This is a genomic window from Pseudomonas sp. Ant30-3 (genome assembly GCF_000690905.1).
Taxonomy (GTDB): domain Bacteria; phylum Pseudomonadota; class Gammaproteobacteria; order Pseudomonadales; family Pseudomonadaceae; genus Aquipseudomonas.
This window is the reverse complement of record NZ_JMCL01000085.1, coordinates 1-18907: the sequence shown is the minus strand read 5'-3', so window position 1 is coordinate 18907 and position 18907 is coordinate 1. Positions and strand designations below refer to the sequence as shown.

Sequence of the window (18907 nt, the reverse complement as noted above, 5' to 3'; positions counted from 1 at the left end):
CACCCGAGCAAGGCAACCCGCCCGCTACGGGTATCGCCGCACTTGCGTGGCGTCCTTTATCGATGGTTGTGTCGTGCAACCCAGGAGAATGTAAATGTCCCGTACCCCTAAAAACACTATCGGTTTGCTTGGCGCAGTGCTGGCCGGCGGCATGATGTTGTCCGGCTCGGTGTTCGCCGCGCAGCCTTTGTCTCAAGGTTATCTGCTGGCGTCGGCAGAACAGGCGGTCAAAACCCCTGAAGGCAAATGCGGCGAAGGAAAGTGTGGTGAAGGCAAGTGTGGTGATGAGTCGATGACCAAAACCGACTCCGATGGCGACGGCAAGGTGTCTCGCGCGGAATTCAAAAAAGTCGCGCCAAAGTCCGATTTCGCCAAGATCGACACCAACCATGACGGCTTCATTGATGAGCAAGAGGCCTACGACAACGTGAAGGCCAACTTCGAAGCCAATGGCAAGAAAATGCCTAAAGGCCTGTTCGAGCATTTGAAAGATCAAGACGGCGCCTAAGCTATAAGGCATCCAGCCGCGCTTGCCAAGATCGGCAGCGCGGCTTTTTTGCGTCAGCGATTAGCCCAGGCCTGCCATGGCCGAGCGTCATCGCATGAGCGGCAGGCAAAAAAAATCCCCGTATCTTTCGATACGAGGATTTTTAATATGGTCGGGGTAAGGGGATTCGAACTCCTGACATCCTGCTCCCAAAGCAGGCGCGCTACCGGACTGCGCTATACCCCGGTAAAAAAAAGGCACCTTTAAAAGGCGCCTTCTGCGAACAGAGCTTTTGGCGTCTGATCTTAAGATCTGATCCCAGCGTTAACTGGTTTCAAAAATGGTGGGTCGTGTGGGATTCGAACCTACGACCAATTGGTTAAAAGCCAACTGCTCTACCAACTGAGCTAACGACCCAAAAATGGTCGGGGTAAGGGGATTCGAACTCCTGACATCCTGCTCCCAAAGCAGGCGCGCTACCGGACTGCGCTATACCCCGGTTTGAAATTGGCTCCGTGACCAGGACTCGAACCTGGGACCCAATGATTAACAGTCATTTGCTCTACCGACTGAGCTATCACGGAACTACATATTTCAATGCTACTGATATTTCAATTACAACGTTTGAAGCTTTATTGCGTCTCTTCGACCCGTTCGCATCGCTGCGTTCGTGTGTCTGAGGCGCGCTATTCTACAATCTTAAGCACCTCTGTCAACCCTTTAAATTGCTTTCAAGTTAATGATTTGCAACTTATTTCAGATTTCTGCTTGGGGAGCAAAAACCCTTCCGGGTGACGTACTGCGGGGCGCACTTTACAAGCCTTTTCCTTTCAGTTCAACAACCTGACGAAAAAAAGGCCCCGCATTGCGGGGCCTCCCGGGTTTTCCAGCCAACGTGGATCAGACGAAAACGATTTCGTCGTTTTCCACCACACCTTTTGCCGTGTCGCCGGGCATGAAATGCCCCGACAGAATCAGCTGCGCCAGCGGGTTTTCGATCCAGCGCTGGATTGCTCGTTTCAGTGGCCGGGCACCGTAGACCGGGTCGTAACCGACGGCGATCAACTTGTCCATCGCCTCCGGGCTAAGCTCCAGTTTCAACTCCCGCTCGGTCAGGCGACTGCGCAGGCGACCCAACTGGATCTCGGTGATGCCCGCGATCTGATCCCGCGCCAATGGCTCGAAGATCACCACTTCGTCGACCCGGTTGATGAACTCAGGCCGGAAGTGCATGGAAATCGCATCCATCACTGCCGCACGCTGCGCCTCGCGATCACCGACCAGTTCCTGTATCTGCGCCGAACCCAGGTTGGAGGTCATGACAATCACGGTATTCTTGAAATCCACCGTACGACCATGACTATCGGTCAGCCGGCCATCTTCCAACACCTGCAGCAAGATGTTGAAAACATCCGGGTGGGCCTTCTCGACCTCATCCAGCAGGATCACCGAATAAGGCTTGCGACGCACCGCCTCAGTCAGGTAACCGCCCTCCTCATAGCCCACGTAGCCTGGTGGCGCACCGATCAAACGAGCCACGGAATGTTTCTCCATGAACTCGGACATGTCGATCCGCACCATCGCCTCTTCAGTATCAAAGAGGAACTCGGCCAGCGCCTTGCACAGCTCGGTTTTACCGACACCGGTCGGGCCGAGGAACATGAACGAACCGCTCGGACGATTAGGGTCGGACAAGCCGGCCCGCGAACGTCGCACTGCGTTGGAAACCGCAATCACCGCTTCGTCCTGACCGATGACTCGCTTGTGCAACAGGCTTTCCATCTTCATCAGCTTGTCGCGCTCGCCCTCGAGCATTTTCGACACGGGGATGCCGGTCCACTTCGACACAACTTCAGCGATCTCTTCCTCGGTCACCTTGCTGCGCAGCAACTGATTCTCGCTTTTGCCGTGCTGGTCGACCATCTGCAGGCTGCGTTCCAGATCCGGGATCACCCCGTACTGCAACTCGGCCATGCGGTTCAGGTCGCCTTTGCGGCGCGCGGCTTCCAGCTCCTGACGGGACTGTTCGATCTTTTGCTGGATCTGGGCTGAGCCTTGGACTTCGGCTTTTTCCGAGTTCCAGATTTCTTCCAGGTCCGAATACTCACGTTCGAGACGGGCGATTTCTTCCTGGAGTTTTTCCAGACGTTTCTTCGCGGCGTCATCGCTTTCTTTCTTCAGCGCCTGGGATTCCACTTTCAGCTGGATCAGACGGCGCTCCAGACGGTCGAGCACTTCCGGCTTGGAGTCGATCTCCATGCGGATGCGGCTGGCCGCCTCATCAATCAGGTCGATAGCTTTGTCCGGCAGCTGGCGGTCAGTGATGTAGCGATGACTGAGCTTGGCCGCCGCGATGATTGCGCCATCGGTGATCGCCACTTTGTGGTGAACTTCATAGCGCTCTTTCAGGCCACGCAGAATGGCGATGGTGTCTTCTTCACTCGGCTCTTCCACCAATACTTTCTGGAAGCGACGCTCGAGTGCGGCGTCCTTCTCTATATATTGGCGGTACTCGTTCAGCGTGGTTGCGCCGACGCAGTGCAGCTCACCACGGGCTAGTGCCGGCTTGAGCATGTTGCCCGCGTCCATCGAGCCTTCGCCTTTACCGGCGCCGACCATGGTATGCAGTTCGTCGATGAACAGGATGATCTGCCCTTCCTGCTTCGACAGTTCGTTGAGCAGGGATTTCAGGCGTTCTTCGAACTCGCCACGGTACTTGGCGCCGGCAATCAGCGCGCCCATGTCCAGCGACAACAGCCGCTTGCCTTTAAGGCCGTCCGGCACTTCACCGTTGATGATGCGCTGCGCCAGACCTTCGGCGATCGCGGTTTTACCGACGCCAGGCTCACCGATCAGCACCGGGTTGTTCTTGGTGCGGCGTTGCAGCACTTGAATGGTCCGGCGAATTTCGTCGTCACGGCCGATTACCGGATCAAGCTTGCCTTCTTCGGCGCGCTTGGTCAGGTCGACGGTGTACTTGTCCAGCGCCTGGCGCGACTCTTCGTGGTTGGCGTCATTGACCGCCTCGCCGCCACGCAGGTTGTTGATTGCATTTTCCAGAGCTTTTTTGCTGACGCCCTGGCCGAGCAACAGTTTGCCGATCTTGCTGTTTTCGTCCATCGCGGCGAGCAACACCAGCTCGCTGGAAATGAACTGGTCGCCCTTCTGTTGAGCCAGACGGTCGGCCTGATTGAGCAGACGCGCCAGGTCCTGCGCCATGTTCACGTCGCCGGTGGGGTTCTGGATTTTCGGCAGTTGGTCGAGTTCTTTGGTCAGCTCTTTACGCAAGCTGTTGACGTCGAAACCCACTTGCATCAACAGAGGTTTGATCGAACCACCCTGCTGTTCAAGCATGGCTTGCATCAGGTGCGCCGGCTCAATGCCGGGATGGTCGAGGCCGACAGCCAGAGATTGGGCGTCGGATAGAGCTAACTGCAATTTGCTGGTTAAACGATCTATACGCATGGGTCACCTTCCTTTTGAGCAGGCCGGACCTATAAAACATCCTGAATGAAGAAACCTGCCAGATACCACTGTAGATGTGGTCGATTCTGGGAGTTTCAAGCGTCGATCAGTTGATGCAGATCAGGGAAGTCTAGCGTTCCAGCCAAACGAGGGAGGCAAACCGGCCCGTGCGTGGCGCGCGTCGGTAGGAAAAGAAGCGCGGATCGGTCACGGTGCAGAAACCGCCGCCATAAACCGCAGTGACACCGCGAGCGGCCAGACGTAAACGCGCCAGCTCATAGATGTCGGCCATGAATTTGCCGTCATTGTGGCTGGGCGTGAAGGCTCTGGCAGCTTGCGGCAGCTGCTCGACAAAGGTCTCGCGTACTTCCGGGCCGACTTCAAAGGCTTTTGGGCCAATGGCTGGACCGAGCCAGACCAGAATTTCTTCAGGCGCAACGGCGAGCGAGTCGAGGGTGGCTTCGAGCACACCAGCTGCCAGTCCGCGCCAGCCGGCATGAGCCGCTGCTACGCGAGTGCCTGCACGGTCGCAGAACAAAGCAGGCAGGCAGTCGGCAGTCATTGCCGTGCAGGCAATACCGGGTGTCGCCGTCCAGCAGGCATCGGCAGTGGCCACGCCACCGGGGTCCGCGTGTGCCACAGCGATCCCGTGGACCTGCTTCAACCAGGCTGGCTGGATGGCAAAATGATCGGTGAGGCGACGGCGATTTTCTGCAACCGCTTGCGGGTTGTCGTCGACGTGATCGCCAAGGTTGAGGCTATCGAACGGCGCCAGACTGACGCCGCCCGCACGGGTGGTCACACAGGCTTTCACCCCGGCAGGCGCAGGCCAGTCGGGAATCAGCCAGTCAATCATCCGATGAACGCCTCGCGATCTTGCTTGAGCAGGGTCAACAACCAGACAAAATCGTCCGGAAGTGGCGATTCCCAGCTCATGCGCTTACCGGTCGTCGGGTGATCCAGCTCCAGGAACCGCGCGTGCAGTGCCTGACGCGGGAACGCCTTCAACGATTCGACCATGGTCACACTGGCCGCCGGCGGAATGCGGAAACGACCGCCGTAGGCAGGGTCTCCGACCAACGGGAAGTTGATGTGAGACATGTGCACACGAATCTGGTGCGTCCGCCCCGTTTCCAGTTTTACCCGCACGTGTGTGTGGGAGCGGAAACGTTCGAGCACGCGGTAGTGGCTGACGGCTTGCTTGCCGCCTTCCATCACCGCCATGCGCTGGCGTTGCTGGCCGTGACGACCGATCGGCGCGTTGATCTTGCCGCCCGCCGTCACTACGCCGATGACGATGCACTCGTAGATGCGACTGACGCTGCGGCTCTGCAACTGTGTAACCAGCTGCGTCTGCGCCTGAATGGTCTTGGCCACCACCATCAGACCGGTGGTGTCCTTGTCCAGACGATGCACGATCCCGGCGCGGGGCACATTGACGATATCCGGCACGTGGTGCAGCAAGGCGTTGAGCAAGGTGCCATCGGCGTGACCGGCAGCCGGGTGAACCACCAGACCCGCCGGTTTGTTGATCACCAGGATGTCGTCATCTTCATAGACGATATCCAGCTCGATGTCCTGAGCGATCCATTCACCCTGAGCTTCCTGCTCGGCAGTCAGCTCAAGAATGGCGCCACCGTGGACGATGTCTCGCGGGCGGATAACCGCCCCATCCACAGTCAGGCGGCCGTCTTTGATCCAGGCGGAAAGGCGCGAGCGCGAGTGCTCAGCGAATAATTGTGCGGCGACTTGATCGAGGCGTTGGCCGCCCAATTCGGACGGCACCTCTGCGCGAAGTTCAATTTTATCGGACATGCTCAGACTAGGCGTCGGCACAGCCTTTGGTTTCGGCTGCGCGCTTGTGGTTAAATACGGCGTCTTTTGCCCCGAGGCTATTCAACGGGGCGCTCATCATAACAGGACGGCCCCGCCCAAGACAGCGGCCGTCATAGGGACGCAAGCCGCCATGCAAGTGAAACACCTGCTGCTGATCGCCATCCTCGCATTGACCGCTGCTTGCTCATCGAAGGAAGTCGTCGACGAAAACCTGAGCGAGGTCGAGCTGTACCAGCAGGCTCAGCGCGATCTGGACAACAACAGCTACACCGCCGCCACAGCCAAGCTGAAGGCGCTGGAGTCGCGTTATCCGTTCGGGCGCTACGCTGATCAGGCTCAACTCGAGCTCATCTACGCCAACTATAAGAACGCCGAGCCTGAGGCTGCGAAGTCTGCCGCCGAGCGTTTCATTCGTTTGCACCCTCAGCATCCGAACGTGGATTACGCGTATTACCTCAAGGGTCTGACGTCTTTCGACCAGGACGTCGGCCTGCTGTCGCGTTTCCTGCCGCTGGACATGACCAAGCGTGACCCGGGCGCTGCTCGCGACTCTTATAACGAGTTCGCGCAGCTGACCAGCCGCTTCCCGAACAGCCGCTACTCGCCGGACGCCAAGCAGCGCATGATTTATTTGCGCAACCTGCTGGCGGCTTACGAAATTCACGTCGCCGACTATTACCTGACTCGTCAGGCCTATGTCGCCGCTGCGAACCGTGGCCGTTACGTGGTGGAAAACTTCCAGGAAACCCCTGCGGTCGGTGACGGCCTGGCAGTGATGACCGAGTCCTACCAGCGTCTGCACCTGGACGAACTGGCGGCCACCAGCCTGGAAACCCTGAAGCTGAACTACCCGGATCACCCGAGCCTGCAGGACGGTCAGTTCGTGCCTTCGCGGGACGAGGCTGACAACCGGTCATGGTTGAGCAAGGCAACATTGGGCCTGATCGAATCGCGTCCACCGCTGCCGCCGGGTGAAACCCGCGCCAACCAGGACGTGCAGAAGCAATTCCAGGACGCCAAGGACGCCATTCCTAGCGAACTCAAGCCGCGCGATGAAAACGGCGACGTGCTGGAAGAAGAGGAACAAGAGTCGGAAGCCAACAACAGCGACCGCTCGTGGTTCAGCTACATGACGTTCGGCGTGTTCGACTGACACACCGGGTTATGCCAAAAAAGGAGCCTTGCGAGGCTCCTTTTTTATTGCCGGTTTTTTATCGGCGAATGATTGAGCTGTGCGCTGGGGATGTCCTTGGCTAAACTGCGGAATCACTCGTCATAAAGCAGCTCACCATGCTTCGTTTATTGTTCTGGATCGCCCTGATTGCCGCTGCGATATGGTTATGGCGCAAATTCAAGGGATCAAACTCCAGCCCCCGATCCACCGCGGAGAAAGACGCGGCGCCGATGGTCCGTTGCGCTCATTGCGGTGTGCACCTGCCCCGTGATCGCGCGCTGAGCGTTCAACAACAGTGGTATTGCAGCCAGGCTCACCTTGAGCAAGGCCCGGGCTCCAGTGATCGCTGAGGGACTCAGTCTTGGCGACAAACAGGCGCAGCGACTGCTGCGTCTTTATCACCTGTACCGTTTAAGTGTCGGCATCATTCTGGTGCTGCTGATTTCCACCGACATGGACAACCAGTTGCTGGCGTCCGCCAACGACGATTTGTTGCGCGCTGGCAGCTGGCTTTATCTGATCCTGAATATTGTGTTGGTGGTTTTCTTCGAGAAGACCCGCCGTCCGACGCAGCTGTTCAGCCTCGCGCTGGTCGACGTTCTGCTGTTGTGCGCCCTGTTTTATGCGGCCGGCGGCGTTGCCAGCGCCTTGGGCAATCTGCTGATCGTCTCCGTAGCGATCAGCAATGCCCTGCTGCGCAGCCGAATAGGTTTGCTGATTGCGGCCATCGGTGCGCTCGGCATTGTCGGGCTGAGCTTTCTGCTGAGTCTGAGCCATGCCGCCAGCCCCAACGATTACCTGCAGGTTGGCACGCTTGGCGCATTGTGTTTCGCCGCCGCGTTGCTGGTGCAAGGGCTCGTCCGGCGACTGGAGGTCAGCGAAAGCCTGGCTGAACAGCGGGCCAGTGAAGTCATGGGGCTGGAGGCGCTGAACGCGTTGATTTTGCAGCGTATGCGCACCGGCATCCTGGTGCTCGACGATCAGCGACGGGTGCAACTGGCCAATCAAAGCGCCCTGTTGTTACTGGGCAGCGGCCACCTTGAAGGCCAACGGCTGGAGGACTGTTCACCCGAGCTGGTCGAACGCCTGCAGCTGTGGCGCAACAACCCGACCCTGCGTCCCCAAACCGTGAAGATCGCCTCTAACGGGGTCGAGCTACAGCCCAGTTTCATTGCCCTCGACCACAGCCTTGCGCCGCAGACGCTGGTGTTTCTGGAGGACATCGCGCAGATTGCGCAACACGCTCAGCAACTGAAGCTGGCCGGCCTTGGCCGACTGACCGCCGGCATCGCTCATGAGATCCGCAACCCGCTGGGTGCCATCAGTCACGCGGCGCAACTGTTGCGCGAATCGGAGGAACTGAACAGCGCCGATCGCCGTCTCACGCAGATCATTCAGGACCATTCACAACGGATGAACCGGGTTATCGAAAACGTTCTGCAATTGTCTCGCCGCCAGCAAACCGAGCCGCAACGGCTTGATCTGAGGCCGTGGCTAGAGCAATTCGTCGCGGAAACGCGCGAAGGCGCAATCGATCGACAGCAAATTCATCTGCACATCGGCTCAGGAGACCTGCGAACCTTGATGGACCCGAACCAGTTGACGCAGATTCTCGACAATCTGGTGCGCAATGCCTGGCGTCACAGCGCTCAAGAGCACGATCAGGCGCAAGTCTGGCTGGATCTGTTCGTTGACCCCGCCAGCCAGTTACCCATCATTGAGATTCTGGACGACGGCGCAGGCGTCGCCCCGGAACAGCAAGCGCATCTGTTCGAACCGTTTTTCACCACCAGTGCTCAAGGCACGGGGCTTGGGCTTTATCTGTCCCGTGAGCTGTGCGAAAGCAATCAGGCGCGCCTAGACTTTATGCCACGCCAAGGCGGCGGTTGCTTTCGCATCACTTTTGCTCACGGACGGAAACAAAGTTGAATATAAGCCCACAGCAAAAAGTCCTCATCGTCGACGACGAACCGGACATCCGCGAACTCTTGGAAATCACTCTGGGACGGATGAAACTCGAGACGTTCAGCGCCTGCAACCTTGCTGAAGCCCATGCCCTGCTCAAGCGCGAGACCTTCGACCTGTGCCTGACCGACATGCGTCTGCCCGACGGCACGGGCCTTGAGCTGGTGCAGCACATCCAGCAGCGCTACCCGCAACTGCCGGTGGCCATGATCACCGCCTATGGCAACCTGGAAACGGCGATCAATGCGCTCAAGGCCGGCGCTTTTGATTTCCTGACCAAACCGGTGGACCTCACGCGTCTGCGCGAATTGGTCAGCAGCGCCCTGCGCATGCCGGCACCCGGCATGGTCACCGATCGTCGCTTGCTCGGTGACTCGGTGCCCATGCGCAACCTGCGCAAACAAATCGACAAACTCGCCCGCAGCCAGGCCCCTGTGTACATCAGCGGGGAGTCCGGCAGCGGCAAAGAGCTGGTCGCCCGCCTGATTCACGATCAAGGACCGCGCGCTACTCAGCCGTTTGTTCCAGTCAATTGCGGGGCGATCCCGTCAGAACTGATGGAAAGCGAATTTTTCGGTCATCGCAAAGGCAGCTTCAGCGGCGCCACCGAAGACAAGCCCGGTCTGTTTCAGGCCGCTCAAGGCGGAACGCTGTTTCTCGATGAAGTGGCGGATTTGCCGTTGGCCATGCAAGTCAAACTGCTGCGGGCAATTCAGGAAAAAGCCGTTCGCAGCGTTGGCGGCCAGAATGAAACCGTGGTCGATGTGCGCATCCTCTGCGCTACACACAAAGATCTTGATGCGGAAGTCGCAGCCGGTCGTTTTCGCCAGGACTTGTATTATCGGCTCAACGTGATCGAGCTACGCGTGCCCTCGTTGCGTGAGCGCCGCGACGACATCGAGTCGCTGGCCGCTCATGTGCTCAAGCGCCTGGCAGCGGCCAGCGGGCAACCGCCCGCCAACCTGCTGCCGCAAGCCCTTGAAGCGCTGAAATGCTACCGCTTCCCGGGCAATGTGCGAGAGCTGGAAAACATGCTCGAGCGCGCTCACACGCTGTGCGAAAACCAGCAGATCGAAGCCAGCGATTTGCGCTTGGCGGAAGGCAATTGCAGTGCTGAAAACGGCCCGCCTGACCTGACGCGGGTCGATAATCTGGAAGATTATCTCGATAACGTCGAACGCAAACTGATCCTGCAAGCACTGGAAGAAACCCGCTGGAACCGCACGGCAGCGGCGCAGCGGCTGAATCTTTCATTCAGGTCCATGCGCTATCGGCTGAAAAAATTCGGTCTGGATTGAGGCCCGAGATATCGCAGCCTTCGCAGCACGCATCCCTCTGTAGGAGCTGCCGCAGGCTGCGATCTTTTTCTGTCAGATTCGCCCACCTGGCGCATACGGCACCGGGTCGATAATCGGCGCCCTCCCCAACATCACATCGGCAAACAGCTGACACGACGCTGGCGCCAACACCAGACCATTTCGGTAGTGCCCGCAGTTGAGCCACAACCCCTCGAACCCCGGCACTTGCCCAATGTAAGGAATGCCCTCCGGCGATCCCGGACGCAAGCCAGCCCAGTGCCCCACCACCTCGGCGCCCGCCAATGCCGGGATCAGTTCAACTGCCGAGGCTTTCAGGCTTTCCAGCGCGGAATGGGTGGGCGTCTTGTCGAAACCTTCGTGCTCCAGCGTGCTGCCAATCAGGATGTGTCCGTCGCGGCGAGGAACGGCGTAACGACCTTTGGCCAGCACCATGCTCGGCAGGAAATCCGCTGCACATTTGTACAAAATCATCTGGCCTTTTACCGGCTCCACCGGCAACTCGAGCCCGAGCTTTTTGAGCAGCTCCCCGCTCCAGGCGCCTGCGGTCAAAACCACCTGCTCTGCGTGAACGTCGCCCGTGCTGGTTTGCACTCCGATGACTTTATCTCCTCCACGGATGAAGCCGCTGACCTCGCACTGCTCGTGAATCGTCACGTTTGGCAGCGCCAGGAGCGCCGCCTTGAGCGATTTGACCAAGCGTGGATTACGCACATTGGCGACGTCAGCCATGTAGATGGCGCGAGAGAGTCCGCTGCCCAGTACCGGCACCGCGTCATGAACCACCGAAATGTCCACCGCCCGCAGCGGACGACTCTCCCGTTTGGCCCATGCCAGTGCATCGGCTTCGTCATCCAGATCTAGCCAGTACAACCCGGTGGTATGAACTTCAGGATCAACTCCGGTCGCCGCAAACAGACGCTCGCCCAGCTGTGGATAGAAGTCCTGCGACCAATGCGCCAACGCGGTAACGGCCGGGCTGTAACGCCACGGGTAAAGCGGTGAAACGATACCGCCGCCCGCCCACGACGATTCCTGGCCGACATTCGCGCGATCCAGCAGCACCACGCTGGTTACATGTGAGGCAAGGTTGAATGCGGTCAGCAGGCCGATTACACCACCGCCGACGATCACCACTTGTTGTTGCATGGTCATGTTTCTGATCCAACCGGGAAATAGACAGGGCGCAAAGGGCGCCCAAGAAAAACTCAGCGACCCCAGCAGTCTTTGGCCACGACGCCTGCCTTGGCATTAATAATGTCGCGGACACCGGTGTTGCTGATTCGGAAGTCGCCGCACTTGTCTGCGGCCATGGCTTTATCAGGCCTACGCACTGCGATCAGCGTAAACGCCTGGTCGACCACCAGGGATTTGTCGATTGTGTAGAAATCATTTCCAGCGCTGAGCCCGGTTGCATCCTTGTAGCGGCCCTGGCCCTGGTTCGAGTAGAAGCGTTCGAGGATCTGCGCCTGCTCGGACAGCAGCCCCGCCACTTCCGCCCGACGTCCCTTGTTCACGTATTCAGTGAGGCTGGGGTAACCGATGGTGATGATGATGCCGATGATCGCCACCACGATCAGGATTTCGATCAGGGTAAAGCCTCGGTTGTTTCTGCGCATGCTCAGCTCTCGCTTACTGTATTTGTCGCCACATGATGCGGCGGCTTCCGCCGCCGCCCTTTTCAGTCAGTTTGGTCACCGTCGCACTGGTGTCGCCCACGAGCTTGCCCGTCCCGCCGTTGACGATGGCGTTGAGGATCGGAATCCCGCCGGAGAAGACCACGCCACTGGTGATCATGTCCGAGCTGTCGACCACGCCGTCGTTACCGGTATCGAGCACTGCATAGTTGAGCATCTTACCGTTGAACGCATCCAGTTCGACCAACTTGCCCGTACCAAAACTGGCGCAGGGGTCCGTGGTATCGACGATAGCCGTGGTGAAAACAATCCGGCCAAGCACCAGCGCCGCTTGATTGATCACTCGCTCACCCGTCAATACGTTGTTGTACGCCAGAGGCAGATACCAGCCTTTTTTCGCCGGGTAAGAAACTTCATTCTGGCTGGTGGTGATGAACTGCCCCGTACTGCCCGAGACTACCCCGGTCACCGACTGGAGTTGCAGATTGGCCGTGGTGATCTGTCCTGAGCCACCTTCGGCGTCCCACACCGCATAGAACGCCTGAAGGTCCTTGTTGGTTTTGTCGACGGTCTCGTTAAATTTGCCGGTACCGAAAAACACGAATTTGCCGCCCAGTGAGTTGTCCGCAAGCAGCGGTTGCGCGGTGATAGGCTGGGATGCGCCTCCTGCGGTGGTGAATAACGGCTTGCCGGAAAACGCGACGCCCCAAGTGTCGGTCGAGATGCCGCTCAGGTTGAATTTCCATAACTGGCCCTTCAGGTCTCCGCCGTAAGCCGCCTGAACCACATTCTGCGAGTTGACCCTGAGCTTGACCGAAGACAGACCATTGTTGGTGTCCGCGCTGTTGACGACGATTTTCTTGATCAGCGATCCGTCGCGGATATCCACCACGTAAAGCGCCGCCACTCCGGAATTGCTGCCGTAGCCATTCGAGATGAAGGCCGCCCAACGACCATCGGCCAGCCGTGCCACTTCCGGCCGGGCGTAGGCATAACCCAAATCATTAAAAACGTTAGCGGGGATGGATGAGGCCGGCGCGCTGATTTCCCACAAAGCTCGATTCACGTTACCGGCTGCTGCGTCAAACAACTGCAACGCATAAAAAGTCTTGCCGCCCGCGCCCGTCCCACCGACTGCCACGGTTTTCCAGGCACTCCCAGACTGGACATCGAAAACACCGAGCTGACCGTCGACCAGGAATTTGTGGCCAACACCATTGGCGTAGGAAGGCTCGGCAATATAGTGCAAAGACGGCAGCACGTTGGTGGGCATATAGGCGTAGCGTCGAGTGCCATCACTCGCATTGAGGACGCTGACGAAACCATCATTGGCATTAACCACCAGGCTGGTGCTCATGTTGGCGGCTTTTGTGGCCAGAAAGGCGCTGTATGAGGTATCGGCCACCAGATCAGCGGCTGTCTGTTCGGAAGGCGAAGCGAGGACCAGCGGCGAGTTGATGATGTCGCCGAGCAACACGGTTCGGACTTTCAACCCGGTTTTGTTGGTGCCTTTGCTCCACTCCACCAAATCGTTGCCAGTAATGCCCAGGGGCAGGTTCTGACTGAGCAAGGCTTGTTGAGCCGGTGCAAAATTATTGAAAGCCAGAGTAACTGGCTTGTTGCTGGCGCTGTTCCACGATTGGTAGATGGGCACGGTGGCCGCGGGCACGACCGTCGTGTCCGTGGTCCAGAGAACTGTCGAAGTGTTGACCGCCCCCGTGGCGGTGAACCCATAGGATTTGATGGTGCCGCGCCAATCCTTGGGATCGTAGCTGGTCTGGTAATACGAGGACCCGACGCCGACGATGGACCCACTGCTGGCACCGGTTCCGCCAGAGCCGGACTTGGAGGTGATGTCGCGCAGCGCCGCCGATAGGGCCGCGTTCAGCCCGGCACTGTCTGTTGCCTGGTAATAACGACCCTGCCCGTAACTCGCAGCGTCCGACAACATCTGGTTAGCCGCCGTGAAACCTACGGTGTACGTGTTCATATTCTGTACGGGGAAATCTCCGCTGTTCCAGCTTTTGCCGGTAGCGTCATCGCCGGTACTGCGCATGTCGATGTCGAAGGCAAACTTGGCAATGTCATCCAGAAACAGCGAATCCCCTTCGCCATCGCCACCGAGCGGGTTGTCGCCATCGTTGCCTTTGCCATCCCAGTTGGGCAGCCTGGGGCCACCTTGGGCGATGGCCTGCGGATCATTGTTCGGGAATGTCCGGTCAAACGTCGGCAAGCCGTCGGTGATCACTACGCCATAGTTTTTCTGGCAGCGGTATTGGATGGGGCTGGTGTAGGTACTCGGTGACGAGTTGTAGTACGGCGCTAGTCCGCGCATGTAACGGGTAATTTCGTAATAGGCCTCTGCCAGAGGCGTGTTCGCGACCGCGCCCAGACCATTGATCGAGCTGATCAGGTTGTTGTAGTTGGTGTTCGCAGTGGCCTGGGTAACGCTGCCGACGGGAGACAGATCACTGATGGCGCGGGCAATATAGCCACCGGGCCCCGAGTTGCCGCTCGCTGGCGGATTGAACGTTGCCAGGCCTATCCGCAACGAACGGTTACTGGTGACCAGACTTTTTGAAACATCCCGCGCAACGGTGAGGCGGACTTCATCGGGGATTGCACCGTTCGTAAAATCTGTATCCGCACCGCCGGCCTTGCTCAACAGATAAGACAGGTAGTTGGCTGTGTACCGCGTGGTCTCATTGCGAGCCGGGTCCGGAAGTTTGAGACAAACTGATGACAATCTGGAACCACGATAGAAGCCATACCATCGGCCATTGGTCGTGTTGGTCGAGCAACCTCCGCGGTTGAGGGTGGACAACTGGACATTGGTATCGGTCATGTCCAGATTAAAACCACCATCACATGACGTGTTGGAGTTGCAATAAGCGATTTGCGGGTAGTTGGTTGCCGGTTTGAAAAGCGGGTCCCAGATGATGTTATTCATGCTGCCCGAGTCATCGATCAACAACATCACATTCGGCGGAACAGCCGCCGCACTCAACAACGGCGAATCCGACGGCGTAAAGGCATAGGCCGGTGCCGCGAGGTACAACCCCAACAGCCCGCCGCACAACAACTGCCATAACCCGGCGCGCTTTTCAGAACTTGGCATAGACGCTCTCCACCACACTACGAACGTTGTCGCCAACGATTGCCACTGCCGTGACCCGATAAAGCGTCGCCGAGGTGCCGCTGGGCACATTCACGGCGTCCAGGGTGGTGCCGATATTTTGCACCCCGTAAAAACCTTTACCGGCTGCGACCCATGTGACTCCCGACCAGGTGCCTGCGGTGGTCAGAGTCAATGCATCTTTTGGCGGCAGACACTGAACGCCTGCACACGGCGCCAAGGTATAGGTTTCCGCCTGAACAGCGCTCTCGCCGATGCGCAACGCCGCTTCGGCGATCTGAAAAGACTGATTGCGCAGCGTCACGCTGCTGGCCATTTTTTCCTGCAGGTTGGCGTTCTGCATCGACGAAACACCGATCAGTGTCAGCAACAGCAAAAATACCAGGCTGACCAGCAACGCCATACCGCGCTGGGACTCAGGAGACGTGTTCATCAGTGCGCCCTTCATGGCAGGCGGTTGCGCAAAGCGGCAACCACGTTGAAGGTCTGATCCCGGACGCGCTCGTCCGGATCACTGAGGATCAGCGTCAGCCGTACGCTGCGGATTCGTGCCGCGTCGGTCGGGTTGAGGCTGTAGCTGGAAGCGGAATCATCAGTTGCAGAACTGGCCAGACCGAAACTCACTTTGAAGTCCCTGACGTTATCCACCAGTACGTATTGATTCGGGTTTCCAGTGCCAACGCCCATGGTCAGCTGCTTGTCCTTGAGGGTGTAAATCAGACGGCGAATCGGGAAGGCCTGCTCACCCGCTGCGGGAATGCGCGCGTCGGAGTAAGCAGTGGCCACATTTCGGCAGTTGGAAATCACGGTCCAGGTCGGCGCACCACCGCCGGCCCCGACATCAGCCGTCACCAGCGTCAGCTTCGCGGTGGCATTGTCCCAACTGATCGGCGCGAGTTGACTGGGATAAAAACTGGCTCCCTTACTTACGTCTGTAATCGTGCCAAGGCAACCAAACATGCCGACCATACGAATTTCCTGAATCATTTTGCTCAGGACGAACCGCGCATCTTCCTGCATGTTCGCCGCTGTGTTCTGGCTCACGAACGTGTTCTTGGCCGAAATGAATATCTGTGCCACGCCAAGCACCACCACCAGGCTCAACACCAACGCAATCAGCAATTCGATCAGGCCGAAACCTTTGCTCGTGTGGTTCATGGTGTCGCCACCGGATCAATGCTGGCGCGACTGACAAGGACAAAACTGCGCCGGGTATCGGCGACATTCGCCGCTCTTGAGTCGTCCCAAGTGATGGTGATCGTGTAGTCGCGCTTATCGAGCTTGACGCTGCCGGTCGCGGTCGCGCCCAAAGAATCCACGATGTTGGTAGTGAAGTCGTAAAGGTCCTGATCCCGGGCGACGCTCAGGTTGGGGGCCGTAGGCGGCGTGCCGGTGTAATCGGCTCCCGAGTTCGCGCGAATGCGGTCCATCATGTCATAAGCGATGAAGCTCGCCTGACTGGTCATCCGCGAGCTATCGGTGTACTTCAGCGCATTGAGCTGAAACGCCGCCGCACCCAGCAAACCCACGGTCAGAATCAACAGCGCGACCAGTACTTCGATCAGCGTCGTGCCCTCCTGAGCCACCTTGCTCCGTCCCCTCATCCGCAGTTTCCGCCCAATAGAATTCGCCCGTTCAGACACACATTAAGCCTTCTGCTTTGCGCCCCCAGCACATAGTCGATCACCACCGGCATGGCCGGTGCCGACAAACCGCCCAGATTATTGAAGTCGATGGCGGTCACTCCCAAGGGTAGCGTCAGAGCGGCTCCGCTGCTCATCGCGGGAACAACACGCAATACTTTCGGCTGATCGCCAGTACCGTCGTAGACCGAAATTTCACCGGTCCAGGCGCCGCCAGCGTTCGTGGGACGCACACGGGTGGTGATCCCGCGATCAATCGCCTCCAGCCGGGCGTAATTCAAGGCACGTTGCAGGTCACCGATTTCGGTGTCGGCCTTGGTCGATTGCACCGAACGGGTAAAAGCCGGCACTGCCATTGTGATCAGGATCAGGAACACCGCGAGCGCGACCAGCAACTCGATCAGCGTGAAACCTTTTGTACGAAGATCCATCGGTGCCCTCCGCTGCCGTCGGCTATACCTGCTTCTACACGCTAAAACATACGACCGACAGATGTAACGTAGTTTTGCCATGACTCACGCAAGGATTGCGTGGGCCGCAGTCACTCAAGGAGGACATGACATGCACCAGCGAGGCTTCGGCCTGATCGAACTGCTTATGGGACTGATGATTGCCGGGATTGTTCTGCTACTGGTAAGCCCAGCCTTTGCCGCATTGACACAATCGACCCACCGCGATGAAGCAGCGCAGTCGATCATCAGCGGGATACGCACCGCCAGAACCCTCGCCATCTCGCGCAATGAAGTCGCGATGATTTACGGCATCAATGGTGACTGGAGTCAGGGTTGGCGAATCATACTGGACATTACTGGAAATGGTCCGGACGACAGCGATAATCCTGTGATAGCCGAGCACGCAAACAGCGATCGCGTAAAGGTTATCGGCAACAAGTGGGTAAAACATTACATTCGCTTCACCAGCCTGGGTGAACCTTATATGCCACACGGCGAATTTCAGGGCGGGACGCTGCATTTCTGCGACAGCGTTGAGCCGGTGAGCAGGCTTCAGATAGTACTGTCACCGTCCGGTCGGACCAGGCTGTTCAACAAAGAGGCTGAGCAGGCCCGGTGCCAGACGGAGAAGACTTAAAGCAGCGACCGCACGCGCAGCTCCTTGGGCATGGAGAACGTGATGTTCTCTTCACGTCCGTCCAACTCGTCAGCGCCAGTCGCACCCCACGCCTGTAACTGCTGAATCACGCCGCGCACCAGCACTTCCGGGGCGGAGGCACCAGCGGTGATGCCGATCCGCTCGACACCGTCGAACCAGCTCTTTTGCAGGTCTTCGGCGCCATCGATCAGGTAAGCCGGGGTGGCCATGCGTTCGGCCAGCTCACGCAGGCGATTGGAGTTGGAGCTGTTCGGGCTGCCGACCACCAGCACCACGTCGCATTCGTCAGCCAGTTGCTTTACCGCATCCTGACGGTTTTGCGTGGCGTAGCAGATGTCGTCCTTGCGCGGGCCGCCGATGGCCGGGAAACGTGTACGCAAGGCGTCGATAACGCGGCTGGTATCGTCCATCGACAAAGTCGTCTGGGTCACGAAAGCCAGTTTCTCGGGATTAACCACCTGCAACGAGGCAACGTCTTTTTCGTCTTCGACCAGATAAATAGCGCCACCATTGCTGCCATCGTACTGGCCCATGGTGCCTTCGACTTCCGGATGGCCGGCGTGGCCGATGAGGATGCATTCACGGCCGTCGCGGCTGTACCGTGCGACTTCGATATGGACCTTGGTCACCAGCGGGCAAGTTGCGTCGAACACCTTCAGGCCACGCCCGGCGGCTTCGGTGCGCACCGCCTGGGAAACGCCGTGGGCACTGAAGATCACGATGACGTCGTCCGGCACCTGCTCCAGTTCTTCAACGAAGATCGCACCGCGAGCGCGCAGGTCTTCGACGACGAATTTGTTGTGGACCACTTCGTGGCGCACATAGATCGGCGGCCCGAAGACTTCCAGAGCGCGGTTGACGATTTCGATCGCCCGGTCCACACCGGCGCAGAAGCCACGGGGATTGGCGAGTTTGATTTGCATGCTGTGCCTCGTGTCTTGCGCGCAAGAAATAGCGGAAACATTGAAAAACGTACTGTGGCAGCGAGCCTTTTGTGGCACTGGGCTCATGTGGCGAGGGGGCTTGCCCCCGTTCGGTTGCGAAGCAATCGTAAAACCGGTCAGCAACGTTCTCATTCGAGATCGCGGTGTCTGGTTTCGGGGGCGCTTCGCACCCCAACGGGGGCAAGCCCCCTCGC

At 58.5% G+C, this 18907-nt stretch carries 17 protein-coding genes and 4 tRNA genes; 6 read left to right on the top strand and 15 right to left on the bottom strand.

Annotation, left to right across the window (positions count from 1 at the left end):
• The first annotated feature begins 94 nt into the window (after positions 1-94).
• The gene (locus DU29_RS0120500) at positions 95-508 is read left to right on the top strand and encodes an HvfA family oxazolone/thioamide-modified RiPP metallophore (RefSeq protein ID WP_028623364.1); all 414 of its coding nucleotides are present in this window, start codon (positions 95-97) and stop codon (positions 506-508) included.
• A 148-nt stretch (positions 509-656) separates the two neighbouring features.
• On the opposite strand, the gene DU29_RS0120495 is transcribed toward DU29_RS0120500, so the two are convergent.
• The 7 genes from DU29_RS0120495 to rluD all read right to left on the bottom strand — a co-directional run bounded on the left by DU29_RS0120495 (position 657) and on the right by rluD (position 5767).
• Positions 657-733, bottom strand: a tRNA-Pro gene (locus tag DU29_RS0120495).
• Between the two features lie 95 nt (positions 734-828).
• Positions 829-904 (bottom strand) — tRNA-Lys (locus tag DU29_RS0120490).
• A gap of 5 nt (positions 905-909) precedes the next feature.
• Positions 910-986 (bottom strand) — tRNA-Pro (locus tag DU29_RS0120485).
• Between the two features lie 9 nt (positions 987-995).
• Positions 996-1071: transfer RNA gene (locus DU29_RS0120480), tRNA-Asn, on the bottom strand.
• A gap of 316 nt (positions 1072-1387) precedes the next feature.
• A complete protein-coding gene (gene clpB, locus DU29_RS0120475) occupies positions 1388-3952 on the bottom strand; it encodes an ATP-dependent chaperone ClpB (RefSeq protein ID WP_028623363.1) in 2565 nt (854 codons plus the stop codon).
• Between the two features lie 130 nt (positions 3953-4082).
• Complete coding sequence (gene pgeF, locus DU29_RS0120470; RefSeq protein WP_028623362.1) at positions 4083-4808, bottom strand: peptidoglycan editing factor PgeF; 726 nt, start codon at positions 4806-4808, stop codon at positions 4083-4085.
• On the bottom strand, positions 4805-5767 hold the full coding sequence (gene rluD, locus DU29_RS0120465; RefSeq protein ID WP_028623361.1) for a 23S rRNA pseudouridine(1911/1915/1917) synthase RluD: 963 nt from the start codon (positions 5765-5767) through the stop codon (positions 4805-4807). The genes pgeF and rluD overlap by 4 nt, the downstream gene beginning before the upstream one ends.
• Positions 5768-5918: 151 nt before the next feature.
• On the opposite strand from rluD, the gene DU29_RS0120460 reads away from it, so the two are divergent.
• The 4 genes from DU29_RS0120460 to DU29_RS0120450 all read left to right on the top strand — a co-directional run bounded on the left by DU29_RS0120460 (position 5919) and on the right by DU29_RS0120450 (position 10225).
• Positions 5919-6941, top strand: coding sequence for an outer membrane protein assembly factor BamD (locus DU29_RS0120460; RefSeq protein WP_028623360.1), 1023 nt, complete (start codon positions 5919-5921; stop codon positions 6939-6941).
• Positions 6942-7078: 137 nt separating this feature from the next.
• Positions 7079-7312: a PP0621 family protein gene (locus DU29_RS1000000131695; RefSeq protein WP_081832523.1), complete on the top strand. Its 234-nt coding sequence runs from the start codon at positions 7079-7081 to the stop codon at positions 7310-7312.
• The gene (locus tag DU29_RS0120455; RefSeq protein WP_028623359.1) at positions 7302-8891 is read left to right on the top strand and encodes a sensor histidine kinase; all 1590 of its coding nucleotides are present in this window, start codon (positions 7302-7304) and stop codon (positions 8889-8891) included. Before DU29_RS1000000131695 ends, DU29_RS0120455 begins: the two co-directional genes overlap by 11 nt.
• A complete protein-coding gene (locus DU29_RS0120450; protein WP_028623358.1) occupies positions 8888-10225 on the top strand; it encodes a sigma-54-dependent transcriptional regulator in 1338 nt (445 codons plus the stop codon). The genes DU29_RS0120455 and DU29_RS0120450 overlap by 4 nt, the downstream gene beginning before the upstream one ends.
• 72 nt (positions 10226-10297) lie before the next feature.
• Here the strand turns inward: DU29_RS0120450 and thiO are convergent, their stop codons facing one another.
• Genes thiO through DU29_RS0120415 form a run of 7 tightly spaced genes read right to left on the bottom strand, consistent with a single transcriptional unit; the run spans position 10298 to position 17090 of the window.
• Complete coding sequence (gene thiO, locus DU29_RS0120445; RefSeq protein WP_028623357.1) at positions 10298-11398, bottom strand: glycine oxidase ThiO; 1101 nt, start codon at positions 11396-11398, stop codon at positions 10298-10300.
• A gap of 53 nt (positions 11399-11451) precedes the next feature.
• Positions 11452-11862 carry a type IV pilin protein gene (locus DU29_RS0120440; protein ID WP_028623356.1) on the bottom strand — a complete coding sequence of 137 codons (411 nt, stop codon included), beginning with the start codon at positions 11860-11862 and terminating at the stop codon, positions 11452-11454.
• Between the two features lie 13 nt (positions 11863-11875).
• On the bottom strand, positions 11876-14998 hold the full coding sequence (locus DU29_RS0120435; RefSeq protein WP_028623355.1) for a pilus assembly protein: 3123 nt from the start codon (positions 14996-14998) through the stop codon (positions 11876-11878).
• On the bottom strand, positions 14985-15449 hold the full coding sequence (locus DU29_RS0120430) for a pilus assembly PilX family protein (protein WP_028623354.1): 465 nt from the start codon (positions 15447-15449) through the stop codon (positions 14985-14987). The genes DU29_RS0120435 and DU29_RS0120430 overlap by 14 nt, the downstream gene beginning before the upstream one ends.
• An 11-nt stretch (positions 15450-15460) precedes the next feature.
• On the bottom strand, positions 15461-16174 hold the full coding sequence (locus tag DU29_RS0120425) for a PilW family protein (protein ID WP_028623353.1): 714 nt from the start codon (positions 16172-16174) through the stop codon (positions 15461-15463).
• A complete protein-coding gene (pilV, locus tag DU29_RS0120420) occupies positions 16171-16620 on the bottom strand; it encodes a type IV pilus modification protein PilV (RefSeq protein ID WP_028623352.1) in 450 nt (149 codons plus the stop codon). The genes DU29_RS0120425 and pilV overlap by 4 nt, the downstream gene beginning before the upstream one ends.
• On the bottom strand, positions 16617-17090 hold the full coding sequence (locus DU29_RS0120415) for a GspH/FimT family pseudopilin (protein ID WP_028623351.1): 474 nt from the start codon (positions 17088-17090) through the stop codon (positions 16617-16619). Before DU29_RS0120415 ends, pilV begins: the two co-directional genes overlap by 4 nt.
• 130 nt (positions 17091-17220) lie before the next feature.
• Between DU29_RS0120415 and DU29_RS0120410 the strand changes: the two genes are divergently transcribed.
• Positions 17221-17748, top strand: a complete 528-nt coding sequence (locus DU29_RS0120410; RefSeq protein ID WP_028623350.1) for a GspH/FimT family pseudopilin — start codon at positions 17221-17223, stop codon at positions 17746-17748.
• Here the strand turns inward: DU29_RS0120410 and ispH are convergent.
• Positions 17745-18692: a 4-hydroxy-3-methylbut-2-enyl diphosphate reductase gene (ispH, locus tag DU29_RS0120405; RefSeq protein WP_028623349.1), complete on the bottom strand. Its 948-nt coding sequence runs from the start codon at positions 18690-18692 to the stop codon at positions 17745-17747. The two genes, DU29_RS0120410 and ispH, sit on opposite strands and share 4 nt — an antisense overlap.
• Between the last annotated feature and the right edge of the window lie 215 nt (positions 18693-18907).